The 12,640-nt window shown below is 69.3% G+C and carries 9 protein-coding genes and 3 pseudogenes; 5 read left to right on the forward strand and 7 right to left on the reverse strand.

What is annotated here, in order from left to right:
• Window positions 1-828 precede the first annotated feature (828 nt).
• From AB0D27_RS43075 to AB0D27_RS43085, 3 genes and pseudogenes are all read right to left on the reverse strand, one after another.
• Window positions 829-1,008: pseudogene (locus AB0D27_RS43075) on the reverse strand (DUF488 family protein); the annotation flags it as partial.
• Window positions 1,009-1,100: 92 nt separating this feature from the next.
• Window positions 1,101-4,814: a S8 family serine peptidase gene (locus AB0D27_RS43080; RefSeq protein ID WP_362520505.1), complete on the reverse strand. Its 3,714-nt coding sequence runs from the start codon at window positions 4,812-4,814 to the stop codon at window positions 1,101-1,103.
• A 596-nt stretch (window positions 4,815-5,410) separates the two neighbouring features.
• Window positions 5,411-5,536: a hypothetical protein gene (locus AB0D27_RS43085; protein ID WP_362520507.1), complete on the reverse strand. Its 126-nt coding sequence runs from the start codon at window positions 5,534-5,536 to the stop codon at window positions 5,411-5,413.
• A gap of 315 nt (window positions 5,537-5,851) precedes the next feature.
• On the opposite strand from AB0D27_RS43085, the gene AB0D27_RS43090 reads away from it, so the two are divergent.
• Complete coding sequence (locus AB0D27_RS43090; RefSeq protein ID WP_362520510.1) at window positions 5,852-6,310, forward strand: VOC family protein; 459 nt, start codon at window positions 5,852-5,854, stop codon at window positions 6,308-6,310.
• A 227-nt stretch (window positions 6,311-6,537) separates the two neighbouring features.
• Here AB0D27_RS43090 and AB0D27_RS43095 read toward each other — a convergent pair whose 3' ends face one another.
• Both AB0D27_RS43095 and AB0D27_RS43100 read right to left on the reverse strand, forming a co-directional pair.
• A complete protein-coding gene (locus AB0D27_RS43095; protein ID WP_362520512.1) occupies window positions 6,538-6,867 on the reverse strand; it encodes a hypothetical protein in 330 nt (109 codons plus the stop codon).
• Window positions 6,868-6,898: 31 nt separating this feature from the next.
• Window positions 6,899-7,024, reverse strand: a pseudogene (locus tag AB0D27_RS43100) (nucleotidyl transferase AbiEii/AbiGii toxin family protein); the annotation flags it as partial.
• A 459-nt stretch (window positions 7,025-7,483) separates the two neighbouring features.
• Between AB0D27_RS43100 and AB0D27_RS43105 the strand changes: the two are divergent.
• A complete protein-coding gene (locus tag AB0D27_RS43105; RefSeq protein ID WP_362520515.1) occupies window positions 7,484-8,371 on the forward strand; it encodes a glycoside hydrolase family 19 protein in 888 nt (295 codons plus the stop codon).
• Between the two features lie 41 nt (window positions 8,372-8,412).
• On the opposite strand, the gene AB0D27_RS43110 is transcribed toward AB0D27_RS43105, so the two are convergent.
• Window positions 8,413-9,357 carry a recombinase family protein gene (locus AB0D27_RS43110; RefSeq protein ID WP_362520518.1) on the reverse strand — a complete coding sequence of 315 codons (945 nt, stop codon included), beginning with the start codon at window positions 9,355-9,357 and terminating at the stop codon, window positions 8,413-8,415.
• 251 nt (window positions 9,358-9,608) lie between these two features.
• Between AB0D27_RS43110 and AB0D27_RS43115 the strand changes: the two genes are divergently transcribed.
• Both AB0D27_RS43115 and AB0D27_RS43120 read left to right on the forward strand, forming a co-directional pair.
• Window positions 9,609-10,268: a recombinase family protein gene (locus tag AB0D27_RS43115; protein WP_362520520.1), complete on the forward strand. Its 660-nt coding sequence runs from the start codon at window positions 9,609-9,611 to the stop codon at window positions 10,266-10,268.
• Window positions 10,265-10,984 carry a hypothetical protein gene (locus AB0D27_RS43120; RefSeq protein ID WP_362520523.1) on the forward strand — a complete coding sequence of 240 codons (720 nt, stop codon included), beginning with the start codon at window positions 10,265-10,267 and terminating at the stop codon, window positions 10,982-10,984. The genes AB0D27_RS43115 and AB0D27_RS43120 overlap by 4 nt, the downstream gene beginning before the upstream one ends.
• A 100-nt stretch (window positions 10,985-11,084) precedes the next feature.
• Here AB0D27_RS43120 and AB0D27_RS43125 read toward each other — a convergent pair whose 3' ends face one another.
• Window positions 11,085-11,621 (reverse strand): hypothetical protein, encoded by a 537-nt coding sequence (locus tag AB0D27_RS43125; RefSeq protein WP_362520526.1) that lies wholly within the window; start codon window positions 11,619-11,621, stop codon window positions 11,085-11,087.
• A 181-nt stretch (window positions 11,622-11,802) separates the two neighbouring features.
• Here AB0D27_RS43125 and AB0D27_RS43130 point away from each other — a divergent pair.
• Window positions 11,803-12,279 (forward strand): annotated as a pseudogene (locus AB0D27_RS43130) (helicase associated domain-containing protein); the annotation flags it as partial.
• Between the last annotated feature and the right edge of the window lie 361 nt (window positions 12,280-12,640).

Below are 12,640 nucleotides of genomic sequence, written 5' to 3' on the forward strand. Positions count from 1 at the left end.
CCCGGTGGCGACCAGAAGGCGGTACACCTCGCTCTCGTCGGCCGTCAGGCCCACCGTCTCCAGCATGTCGCACCTTTCTCACCATCCGGGCCGCCCCTGCCCGGCTTCCCGCGGGGGAACGCGATCGTCCCGGCGGATGATTCCACCAGCCCCCGCGACCAGGCACCACGACGGCTTTCACGGGCGATCTGGTTCACCGTGACGGGGCGGTGCCGTCAGCACATCCGCCACCTCGCACCACGACTTCCGGGTCGTCTGGTACACGGCCGCGGCGCTGAGCCTGGTGACCTCGGCGGTCGGGGCACAGCTCAGCCGAGGGCGGGGCCGGGGCCGGACGGGACCCGGCGCGCCGAAGGAAGCCGAGGCGACGGGGCGGGCTCTGCCGCAGACACCCTGACCGGCCGCTGCCCGGCGCGCGAGAGCTGTTCGCCGCCCGGGACGCCGGACGGGCGAGCAGCAAATGGTGCCTCGCACGTGCACTGGGGCACGCCAACTTGCGGGACGGAGGTAGACGGGCCCACGGCCCTGGGATCGCCTTCACCGACGTGGAGTTCGCCGACTTCTCCATCGACCAAACAGGGCGCGAGCACGCTGGCACAGCCTGCCAGGCCGGTCGCGTACAAGAGGGCTGCGGGGCATGATTTGACGAGCCGGGCCAGACGAGCGTCCACATCCCGGATCTGCTCGGAGAACTGGCCGATCCGGTGAGCCAGCAGCCCCAGCGTGACGCGAGTGGCCTGCAGCACCCCCTCCTCACCGCCCTCTTCCTGGCTGCTCGCGTCGGTGAACCGCGCGCAGATACGGAAGAGTTCGGCATTGCCCAGTCCGGCGATCCCGGAACTCCGCGAAGCGCTCCTGGTCGTGGTGGTGCCAGTGGCGCAGGTCCGCCGACGGCGCCACGTCGCGGAGCCATTCGTCCAGGTGGGCCCGTTCTTTGCTCATTCCGCGGGGCCACAGGCGGTCCGCGAGCACTCGCTTGCCGTTCCGCGACGAGGTGTCCTCATAGATCCTCTGACGACTGGGAACGCCGCGTGGGCGGGGCCGCCGGCTGCGGTCCCACCCACGCGGTGCTGTCTCAGGTGACCTCCCGGGGTGTGACGTCAGCGCAGGCCGAAGGCCCGGGTGATCGTCTGCGAGACGGTGTTGCCCGCGCTGTCCCGGGCGCCAACCCGGAGGGTGACGAAGTCGGCGGACCGCGGCGCGCGCAGGTTCGTCCGCCATCCGTCGTCGCACCGGCTCAGGTCGGTCCGCTGCCAGGTGGCACCGTCGTCGTACGACACCTCGACGGTCGGCTTCCCGATGGTGGCGGTGGTGCCCGGCAGGTGCGAGGCGGTCACCGTCAGGCCGGCGTGCCGGTCGGCACGGCCGGACTTGTCGGTGTCCACGCCGTAGTCGAGCTGGATGAGCGGCAGGGACACCGCTGCATCGCTGCCGGTGACCGCGGAGGTGAAGTCCCACTCGGTCAGCGTGTGCGTCGAGTACGGGTTGGCCCAGGTGCCGCGGTCGTTGTCGAGGACCAGCCGGTAGGGCAGGCGCTCGGCGCCGAGGCCGGGAACCTGCAGGTACTCGGCGTTGCCCCAGTTGAGCTGCTGGTCGCCCTGGTAGAGCGACATCCAGTCCTTGACGTCGAAGTTCGCGCCGGCCTCGCCGACGTGGCCGGACCCCGAGTCACCCCAGCCGGGCGCGGTGATGTACATCGTGTCGAGGTAGCGCACCGGCTGGTAGTTGATCGGGCCCATGCGGGGCCGCTGGATCGGGCCGAACCAGCTGACCTTGCCGGTCTTGCGCGCCGGGTAGTTCAGCGGGTCGATCGAGTGCTGCCCGGTCGCGCCCTGGATGAAGGCGTCGTCAAGCCACGTGGTGCCAGCGGTGACCCAGTCTGTGCGCTCGCCCCGGGCGGGCGCGGTGAGCTGGTTGCCGACGGCCCAGCCGCGCCAGACGTCCGGACGGAACTCCATCGCCTTGCCCTGCCGGTAGTTCCGGAAGGAGACGTTCACCCGGCCGAGGTCCTTGGACTCCTCACGCCAGGTCGGGTCCACCGGAACGGCGCCCGTCCAGTGGTGCACGACGTCGTAGACGTAGTCGGTCGTGGGGTGCGAGGTGACCTTCAGCGAGACCGCGCCGTGCCGGAGTTGGCCGAGCAGGTCGGCGCCCTGGTCGGCGTTGAGCGTCGCCACCGTCACCGGGGCCGGGCTCTCCGGGCTCCAGGGGTTCTCGTCCCAGGGCTGCAGGCGGCCGACCCCGTCGTTGACGACCAGCAGCAGCCGGGCGCCGGCGGCCGCGGCGGCCTCCGCCTGGGCCTTGATCCCTTCCGTGCCGGCGCCGCGCACCACGACGGCCTCGCCGCGCACGTTCTGCCGCGCGAGCTCCTCGGCCGTGCCGTCACCGGCGAAGACCGCCGTCAGGTTCCGAGTACCGGCGGGCAGCGGCGTGGCCGCGCGCTTGACCAGCGGGTCGTTGAAGGTCGTCGACTTCGTGCTCACGGTCAGCGCGGGCTGCTCGAGGCGGAAGCGGGCGCCGGTCTCGAACTCGCCGTCGGTGACCTTCTTGCCGGTCGGGAGCGCCCAGATGCTGTCGTACGACGGGTCCGGCAGCATCGACGTCTCCACCAGGCTGTCGGTGAAGGACCGGTGGGCGTCCAGGCGCGGCGCGACGGCGGTGGTCTGCTGCGGCACGCGCGCCAGGATCCGGCGCGCCTTGCGGCCGTCCAGGGTGACGGTGCGGTCCTGGTCCAGCTTCACGTCGTTGAAGGCGAGCAGTACCATGCCGCGCGAGTGCGGGCCTTCGGCGCCCTGCACGTCACCGGTGAGCCAGCCGCTGTAGCTGCCGACGGGCAGCCGCACCGTGCCGGTGCCGGACGCGTCGAGGTCCATCACCGTGAAGAGGTGCTCGGCGGTCAGGACGACCCGGCCCTCCAGCGGCTTGCCCGAACGGTCCTTGGCGACCACGGTCAGATTCTGCCGCTGGCCCTCGCGGGTCGCGCCGATCAGGGTCCGGGCGCGGACCGCTCCGCTGCCGTCCGTACCGGTGATCATGGCGCTGACCGACTGGTCGCCGCCCAGCTTGTCCAGATCCGCCGTCAGGGTGACCGTGGCGGTGCCGTGGGCGGCCACGGTGACGTGGTCGGCGGAGAGGCTGAACAACCCTGCCGGGACGGTGCCGTTGACCGCCAGGTTGAGGTTGGCCGGTGCGTCGCCGACGTTGGTGTACGTCACCGTCTGGACGTCGGTCCGCCCCGGCTTCGGGGGCCACGTGTGGAAGCCGGAGTAGGCGGTCGTGGTGGCCAAGACCGTGGTGTGCACGGCCGCCAGCACGTCGAGCCGGCCGGCGCCCGCCTGGTACGGGGTGTACGCCGGGGTTGCCTTGGCGCTGCTGACCAGCGCCTCCTTGAGCTGGGTGCCCGTCCAGTCGGGGTGCTCGGAGGCGAGGAGCGCGGCGGCACCGGCGACGTGCGGCGTCGCCATCGACGTGCCGCTCATCGCGGTGTAGTAGCCGGAGCCGCGCTTGTAGTGCGAGCGCGCCGCGACGATGTCGACGCCGGGCGCGGTGATCTCCGGCTTCAGCCCGCCGTCGCCGTCACGCGGGCCCTGGCTGGAGAAGTCGGCGAGCGTGTCGGTGGAGTCGACGGCGCCGACGGTCAACGCGGAGTCTGCGGCACCGGGGCTGCTGATGGAGTGCGGGCCGCCGTTGCCCGCCGCGATCACGAACAACGCGCCCGTGTCGTGGCTGAGTTCGTCGACGGCCTGGCTCATCGGGTCGGTCTTGTCACCGCCGCCGCCCAGGCTCATGCTGATGATCCTGGCCTTCTGGTCGCGGGCGGCCCACTCCATGCCCGCGATGATCCAGGATTCCTGGCCGCTGCCCTCGGAGTTGAGCACCTTGCCGACGGCCAGCCGGGCGCCGGAGGCGACACCCCGCTCCTTGCCGTCGGAGGCACTGCCCGTGCCGACGATGGTCGAGGCGACGTGCGTGCCGTGGCCGTTGTAGTCGGCGATGTCGTCCTCGCCGGGGACGAAGCTGGCACTGTCGGACACCTGCCCAACCAGGTCCGGGTGTTCGGTGTCCGCGCCGCTGTCGAGCATCGCGACCTTCACGCCCTGGCCGGTGTCACCCTCCGCCCATACCTTCTGCGCGCCGATCTGGTCGGTGGAGTCGGCCAGGTCGGCCTTCACCTTGCCGTCGAGCCACACGTTGGCGACGCCGCCCGCGAAGGACGGCTTCGCGGACCGGGCCGCCGCGCCGGAACCCCCGGTGAGCGAGGACCAGAACTCCGGTGCCTGCTTGTGGTTCTGCGCGAGGGCCGCGCCCTGGATGCTGTCCAGGCGGCGGACGTCGGTCGAGCCGGCCATCTTCGTCCGGGTGCGGGCCTTGGCGGCGGCTCCGGTGTAGCGCACGATCAGCGGCAGCCGGGAGCTGTGCGCGTCGTCATAGCCCTCGGTGATCAGCCGCGTCACGTTGAAGAGCTGCTTGTCGAGTTTGCCGGCGCTCACGTACGGCAGGGCGGCGTCGGGATAGACATAGGTGGCGCCGTCCACGACAGCGCGGTGGAAGCCGGTGGTGGCTCCGCTCGCGGCCTGGAAGGAGCGCACGACGGTGCCGTCGGCGGCGGTCCCGATGGTGACCTTGTCACCCGTGATCAGCGTGACGGTGTGCGTTCCGGCATCGCCGGGGGTTTGGTGTCCGGCTTCGTTGTGCGACACCTCACCGGCGGAGTACGCGGACACAGCGGCAGTCGCCGGTATGACGCCGAGTGGTAGCGCGGCCGCCACGGCGAGGGCGATCGGCCCGAGCCGAGGGATGAGAACCTTGGGCAAGGAAGACTCCTGAGACGCGGCGAAGAGCGAAAGATCACTGGATCCTCCGGCCTCCCCCGCCGTCGTTCAAGGGGTCGCACATGTCGCTCTTGTGCCATGGCACAGTTACGCCGCGAGCAGACGGGGTCGTCGGCCACCGCGCGTCCGGGGGGACGGCGGCGGACCGCCCCATGAATTCGGCGTGTCGGGGGACGGAGCAACGGGCCTGTGGGGCATCCCGGTCGGCGGCTTGGCGCATGCCCTCCGCCAGGGCGGACGCCAGGTGCGGCGGGCCCGCGCTCTCACGTCATCGATGGGTGATGGGCCTTCCCGCGGGGGCCGACAGCCCCACAGCCGGTACCCACTCGCCGTCACTCAGCGCGTGCCCTCGCCCACCCGCACTGGTTGCGTCAACTGCGGAAGGGTGCTGTCCGAGCTGCGGATGCCCCTCGACTCGTGTCCACGACCACTACCACCGGCAGCTCCAGGACGTGGCACTGGCCGGCCGACCAGATCGTGCTGGAGGTCCGCCGGGCCGCCTCGAAGAAGCTCACTGCAGCTACTTCGGGAGACAGCGCCCGGTTCAGGCTCGTGGCCTCCGGGGCGGATCCCTGGGGTCAGGGCGTGATGAGGACTTTGAGGCACTTACGGTCGGCCATGTCCTGGTAGCCGACGGGGACTCCGTCAAGGTCGGTGGTGGTGTCGAAGACCTTCCCGAGGGCGAGCGGCACGGGGAACTCCACCCGCCAAGGGTGACCCGGCACCGTGAATTGATTGGGGAGGCGCAATGCTCAAGCGCGCACGCCGCGAATCGTCGAGGAAGCATTGAAAAGCGGGGACGGCACGCTGCGGCTGATCGTCTTCATGGGAGCGGCCACCTGCGCCGCACTCACCCTCGGTGGTGGCGCCTGGCTCGCGGGTCTGCTGTAACGGTGCTGAGGCGCGATCCAGATTTTTCGGAGTTCGGCGGTCTGCGGATGTCGAGAACGTGCCACCGGCTCCGTCCCAGGGACATCAGCGGCTACCACCGGCCACACGAGGAAGAAGGAGACACCAGCATGGCGATTCAGCGGATGGACAACGTCGGCATCGTCGTCGAGGACATGGATGCCGCCATCGCGTTCTTCGTGGAACTCGGTATGGAGCTGGAGGGCAGGGCGCAGGTCGAGGGACTCTTCGCCGACCAGTGCACCGGACTCGACGGCGTCCGCTGTGACATCGCGATGGTCCGGACCCCGGACGGTCACAGCCGGCTCGAGCTGGCGAAGTACCGCAGCCCCGCGGTGATCAGCGCCGGGCCGCGAAGGCGGCCGCACAACATTCTGGGCACGCACCGCGTCATGTTCGCCGTCGACGACATCGAGGACTCCGTTGCCCGCCTGCGCCCTCACGGGGCCGAACTCGTCGGCGAGATCGCCAGGTTCGAGAACAGCTATCTGCTCTGCTACCTCCGCGGCCCGGAGGGCATCATCGTCGGGACATCGCCCTCCGGCGCAACCGGGCGTTCCCCGCTCTGAGCGACAAGTGGTGTCAGCTTCCATATACAAAACCCAAGGGCCCGAACTCCGCCTGGATTCGGGCCCGTGGTCGTGCTGGCGTGGGGGCTGCCGTCGGCCTGGGGCACATTGGTTGGGTGGCGGCCTGGGACTTACCCGAGCACTGAGCCCCGGGCCGCCCGATCCTGCAGGCGATTACCGGTTGCGCGGGCGACGGTACACCCAGATATGGATGTCAGTCTTCTGAGTCATTGCCAGGAAGCGTTCGCGGGGTTCCAGTTTCCTTGCGCGCTGCCGTCGAGCAGCGGGTTCAGGAATGTCTCCGCAGCCTGGGCCGCTTCGGGGAAGGTGCGGCATCCTTGCAGCCCGATGACCAGTGCGGCGGCGGCCGGGTAGCTGTCGTGCCAGGCGGGCCCCGGGGCTTCGAAAGACTTGGGCAAGGTGAGGTCGATGCCGCGCTGGCAGCGTTGGTCGGCCTCCAGGTGAAGGGCTTGGTAGACCGCCCGCCCGTTGACCTCTTCCTGCTGGCTGATCAGCAGAAGGTCGGCCCAGGTCGCGGTATCGGCTGGATGTCCCATCACCGTGGCGCTCGTACAAGGCGCAGACCTTGTCGGCGATGTGGTCGATGAGGGGGTAGAGGCGGACGGTGGGCCAGTCGACGGGCCAGGGCAGGTCGACGGCGGAGGCCAGAGGGCTGGTTTCGGGGACGCCGGCGAGGCAGCGGCGGACCGTGATGTCGACCTTGACGCTGTCGACTTGGGTGGGGCCGAGGAAGACCTGGAAGTGCTGGGAGCCGTCCGTTCGGCGGGGTCGGCGAGAGCGGCATGGGCAGCTACCACGGCCGCTACTCCATCGAGACGTTCAGCCACCGCAAGGCGGTGCTGGAGAAGCCGCTCGGCTGAACCGAGCCGAGTTGAGACGGGCGGTGGCCCGGGCCGGTCTTCGGACGGACCCGGGCCACTGGTGTGTCGACCAACTGCCGCCGGGCGTCCGGTACTTCTCTGCCAACGTTGTCAGATCTGACTGGTCTACACCCTTGACTGGTACATACCAAAGCGGTTGAGTGTGCCTCCACACCCCCCACCGCGGCCGCCCCCGACGCCGTGGCCGGCCTGGCCGGCGCGTGCGCGCAAGGCTCTGCTTCGCTCTGCCCTTGTACCGGGAGCGGCCGTGCCGCGTGAAGGAGTTGACCCTGTGTCGAGGCGCCGCATCTCCGCAGTGATGGCCGCGATCGTCGTCGGAACCGCCGTACCGGCGCTGCTGCCGGCCACGAGCGCTTCCGCCGCGGCCTGCTCGAGCTACCCGAGCTGGGTGGCCGGCAGGTCCTACGTCACCGGCAACATCGTCCGGTACACCGACGGCAAGGCGTACATCGCCGAACACGACAACCCGGGTTACGACCCCACCATCAGCACCTGGTACTGGGAGCCGTACGCCTGCGACGGCGGCTCCACACCCTCGGACGGCTTCGTAGTGAGCGAGGCGCAGTTCAACCAGATGTTCCCGAACCGGAATTCCTTCTACACCTACAGCGGGCTGCGGGCGGCGATGAGCGCCTACCCGGCGTTCGCCAACACGGGCAGCGACACGATCAGGAAGCAGGAGGCCGCGGCCTTCCTCGCCAACGTCAGTCACGAGACCGGCGGCCTGGTGTACGTGGTGGAGCAGAACACCGCCAACTACCCGCACTACTGCGACTGGAGCCAGCCGTACGGCTGCCCGGCTGGCCAGTCCGCGTACTACGGCCGCGGCCCGATCCAGCTCAGCTGGAACTTCAACTACAAGGCCGCGGGCGACGCGCTCGGCATCGACCTCCTCAACAACCCCTACCTGGTGCAGAATGACGCCTCCGTGGCCTGGAAGACCGGCCTGTGGTACTGGAACACGCAGACCGGACCCGGCACGATGACCGGCCACAACGCGATGGTCAACAGCGCCGGATTCGGCCAGACGATCCGCAGCATCAACGGCTCCCTGGAGTGCGACGGGAAGAACCCCGCGCAGGTGCAGAGCCGGGTGGACGCCTACCAGAGGTTCGTGCAGATCCTCGGCACGACGGCGGGCGGCAACCTGTACTGCTGACGCCCGCACCGGCCGTGTTCTCGTATAGCTGCCGCCACCCGTCATGTAGCAGAACGTGAGTGACTGCCGAGGTCCGTAGTGGGGGCATGCAGGTTGACCCGGTTCTCGTACTCGCGGCGGGCCTTGCGCTGGGCCCGGACCGCCGCAGTGCCGTCGAGGGGCTGGCAAAGGTCGAGGAGTCGCCGGTGGATCGCGGGCACGGTGGTGACGCGCAGGGTGTAGCCCTGGCCACGTCGTACGGTCACGACCTGGTCGAGCGCGGCGCGCTCGGAAGGCTCCAGGTCGGCTGCGCGGAGGAAGTCGGCGACCTTGCCCGGCATGTCGAGGACGACCGGCGGCTCCGGAGCCGGGGCGTCCGGATCGGCGGCCGCGTACTCGGGCAGGAGGTCGGCGACGGCGGTACGGATGGCGCCGCGGCTGACGCGATGGTCGCGGGCCAGTCCGGCGATGGATTGGCCGCCCAGGTACGCGGCGCGCACGGCGGCGGCCTTCGCTGCCGTGACGACCGGGCGGCGTCCGCCCTTGTTGCCCTTGGCCTCGGCGGCCCGCAGCCCGTCGTAGGTCAGCTCCCGCTGGAGATCGCGCTGGAGTTCGCCGGCCGCGGCGAGGGTCTGCACCATGAACTTCACGGTGGACAGCAGTTCTCCGGTGCGCGGGTGACGGGCGGTGAGGTCCATCGCGGAGAACGCGCCGTCGTGGATGCGCAGGGCGAGGCGGTCGCGGTGCAGGACGTCGAGCACGTCGAGGATGTGCCCGGTGCCGCGTACCAGGCGGAACATCTCGGAGATGTGCACGGTGTCGCCCGGCCGCGCGTATGCCAGCAGGTCGCCGAACTTCGGTCGCTGGAGCGGGTGGAGGCGGCTGGAGGTGCCGGCCTCCTCCTCGAACGGGATGGGGTCCTCGATCCCAGCCTCGTCGAGGACGAGGTTCTGACGGTCGGTCGACTGCTGATCGGTCGAGACCCGCTTGTAGACCAGGTTCGCCATCGGGGACCCCTTCCGCGCGGAGGATCGGACCCTATCTGTCACCAAACCCTGTCATCAATCACCAACGGATCTGATTGGATTCGAGCCGCCGCGAACCCCCGGATTGCACGGGTTCATTGGAGGCTCGGGCCGCCTGTCGGCAAACGTTTTCTGAAGATCACCGTTTCAAGATCGAAAAGAGCCGGGAGCCCTTCAAAAACTTGTGTGCTTCAAGAACCTTCGACCACCGTTTTCTGACATGATCCGGGGTAATGAGTGACACTCCGGAGCCGGCCGGCCACCCCGAACTCCTCGTCGCCGAGCCGCTGGTGCGCACCGAGATCAAAAGCGGGTACGCACGGGTGTCCGGCGGCGGGCAGAAGCTCGACCGGCAGATCGACGCCCTCACGGCCGCCGGGTGCCGGAAGATCTTCTCGGACAAACAGTCCGGCAAGAACGCGCTCCGTCCGGAGCTGAAGGCGTGCCACGCCTTCCTCGACTCCGGCAACACCCTCGTGGTCCCCTCGCTCGACCGCTACGGCCGCAGCCTCCAGGACCTCATCAACATGGTCGCCGAACTCCGCGAGCGCGGCATCGGCTTCACCTCGCTGCACGAGAACCTCGACACCACCACCCCCGGCGGCCGACTCGTCTTCCACGTCTTCGCCGCCCTGGCGGAATTCATCCGCGAACTCATCGTGCAGGGCACCCGCGAGGGCCTGGCCGCTGCACGTGCCCGCGGCCGGGTCGGCGGGCGCCCCATCGTCGCCACCGAGGAAGTCATCCGCGCCGCCCGCGACCTGCTGCCCGACGCTGGGCGCTCCATCACCTCGATCGCCAAGCTCCTCGGTGTGAGCCCCGGCGCGCTCTACAACCACATTCCCGACCTCGCCGAGCTGCGTGCGTCGGCCCGGACGGAGATCAGCGCATGACCGTGACGCCCACCCACGTCTACGTCGTGACGCACAGCGCCACCCAGGTCGGGAAGGTCGGGATCGCCGGCTTGGACTCCACCCGGATCGCTCAGCACCGGAGCCAGGGCTGGCGCCTGTACCGCGCTGTACTGCTCCCCTCCCGGGAGGCCGCGCGGCAGGTCGAACAGTCCGTCTTGCGGTGGCTCAAAGCCGACGGGGTGGATGCGCGCATGCCGGCAGACCGCATGCCACAAGGCGGCCAGAGTGAAACCGTGAACCTCGACGAGGTACCGGCGGCTGACCTGTGGGACCGGGTGGTTGCGGCGGCCCGCGACGTGCAAGCTCAGGCGGACACCACCCGTGTGGTGCTGTACCTCGCCCGCATGGACGGCGTCCGCGTCCTCGTCGTCGGGACGGACGAGCCGCTTGGGCGGTCCAAGGGAAGCCCCGAGTGCACCGCCGGGGAACATCTTGGCGCTGACGGATGGCTGGTGTACGCGGCGAACATGACCGCAGCCGAGGCGGACGCCGCTCTGCGCGGTCTCAGAAGATGGGCAGCCACGGCCGGTGTGACCGAATCCGAGGCGATGCGCACGGCCGACTGGCCAGTGCCGCTGATCCGCAACGTTTACGAGCTGAAGGGCCTGGCAGGCGAAGAGTTCGGGCAGGCGCGCATAGCGGTCGGGGTTTCGCTGTACCCGATCTTCGATGACGATCCGGACGAGAACGACTGACCGCCGAATGGTCGTGATCAATCGCACGGTCTGGTCGGATGTGGGACCGGGAAAGCCCGGTCTGCTCCATGGCCGGACAACGAGTGGCCGGCCGCACAGGTCACCGAGGTCCGGGAAAACCTGGGTGATCCTTGAATTTCTCGGCCGCCCGGATCATAAAGTCCAGCTTCTCTCGGGCCGGTTCTTCGCGGTCGGCCAAGAGCATCGCCTCAGCGTACCCATAGGCGTAACCGATCATGATGTTGGCCGGGGGTGTCGACTCGGCTTGGCGGTCACTCAGGAACCCGAACCATTGGTCGAGTTCGTCCTTCAAAGGGCTGCTGTGCAGATCGCTAGTCGGGGGTGTCCGCAGCGGTGTGCGGCCAACCTCGATGGCTTCTGCCGCCTCCAGCTCGTCGTAGCTGACGGTTCCTTCGCCGCGGCACTCGTCGCACTTGTCCCAGACGAGTTCGCCTTCGGTTCCGATGACTTGCAGGGATCCATCCCCATCGCACTCGCTGCACGTGAACTCGTACTCCCCTGCTACCAATGCCATCTGGGTGCCCCTCCCCGTGAATCGTGCTGCGACAACGACGATGCTACGCAGCTGCCGCTCCTCCGGGAGCGAGGACAGGAGGCCCCAGGCGAACTCGTCCACCCCGACGTGACCCGCGAGCTGCGGCGGGAGGTCTGCGAGGAGCAGAGCGCCCGCCCGACCACGGCACCGGTACTGGCGGCGCTGGTCAAGGCCGGTGTTCCACACCGTCCGGGAAAACGAGGGCTATGGCGGTTACTCAGCGCTACACGCCACCTGGCGGCAGCTATACGAGAACAGAGCCGACTGGCAACGTCACTACCGCATCCTCGCCGACCTCGTCGACACCGACGGTCACCTGCCCGACATCGCACCCGGCGTGACCTTCGACGGCGACGACATCGGACGGTGGCTCCAGCGGCAGGCCCAGCCGACCGCCTGGGCGCAGCTGTCGAGCGAGCAGCAGGAGCGGCTGTCCAAGCTGGGCTTGAAGCCCGTTGAGGCGCCGCCTCCGGCCCCGACGGCCCAAGCGCTCGGCGAAGGGTCCGAGCAAGGCGCAGCAGGCCTTCCAGCGCGGCCTGGCGGCCCTCGCGCAGTGGGTCGAGAGGGAGGGCCAGCGGTCGGTCCTCGCGGCCACAGCGAAGAGGTGGCGGTCGACGGCGAGGCGGAGCCGGTGGTCGTGAAGCTGGGCGTGTGGGTCTCCAACACCAAGTCGAGGCGGGACAAGCTAACCCAGGACCAGCTCGACGCACTGCGGGAGCTGGGCGTGGAATGGGCATGAAGTACACCGCCACCGCGACCGGCAGCATGGCCTTCGGGACCGACCGGACAAAGGTGGCCTCTACGCGGTAGCTGCGGCGGGACTCCAGCCGTTCGCAACGGCAGCTGCGAGCGCTGCGGTCTCCCCCAACAAGATGAGACAGCTCGCAGAGACAAGCAGCATGCCGTTGGCCATCATCCGCTGCCCCGTGGTGTGAAGCGCTCCGGGTCTGATGGAGGCTCGATTCCCTGAGAGGATCGAGTCATGGCACGTCCGTCCCTCTACCCCAATGCCGCGTAGTTAGCGTGTGACACGATCCGTCAAATCGCCTGTGGGGTCGGCGTGTTGTGGGGGCATGGAGACGGACCTCGGGTATGGCAGG

The sequence above is a fragment of the Streptomyces sp. NPDC048415 genome, from assembly GCF_040651675.1.
Taxonomy (GTDB): Bacteria; Actinomycetota; Actinomycetes; order Streptomycetales; family Streptomycetaceae; genus Streptomyces.